At 45.5% G+C, this 404-nt stretch carries 1 protein-coding gene; it reads left to right on the top strand.

The features are described from left to right. Nucleotides 1-404 (top strand): IS3 family transposase (locus M3600_RS28640; RefSeq protein WP_251648597.1); only part of this gene is annotated, 404 nt, incomplete at both ends.

The raw sequence follows: 404 nt of genomic DNA, 5'->3' as shown, positions 1-404 counted from the left end.
AGGCTATGGCCATATTCGCGAAAAAGTAACCGAATCAGAGCTCATCGATTTTATCGAGGAACACAAGGATCAATATCCCGTCCAGAAAATGTGCGAAGTACTGGCCGTGCCAAGAAGCAGCTACTATCGCTCCCTTGAAAAAACGACGTCAAAACGTGAACTGGAAAACCAGGAACTCACGCAGGAAATCCAACGGATTCACCTGGAAAGTAAGGCGCGTTATGGCGCACCGAAAATCCATAAGACCTTATCAAACAACGGGGTTTGTTTAAGCCTAAAGCGTGTCCAGCGCTTAATGAGAAAGGCAGGCATCCGTTCGATTACCAGGAAAAAATACCGTCCTTTCCCCTCAAAAGAAAAGGTTGTGCAGCTGGGTAATCTTTTAAAAAGAGACTTCTCTACCT

Origin of the sequence: Niallia sp. MER 6 (assembly GCF_023714395.1) — a bacterium.
In the GTDB taxonomy this organism is placed as follows: domain Bacteria; phylum Bacillota; class Bacilli; order Bacillales; family Cytobacillaceae; genus Niallia.
This window is presented reverse-complemented; position numbering and strand designations above follow the sequence as displayed.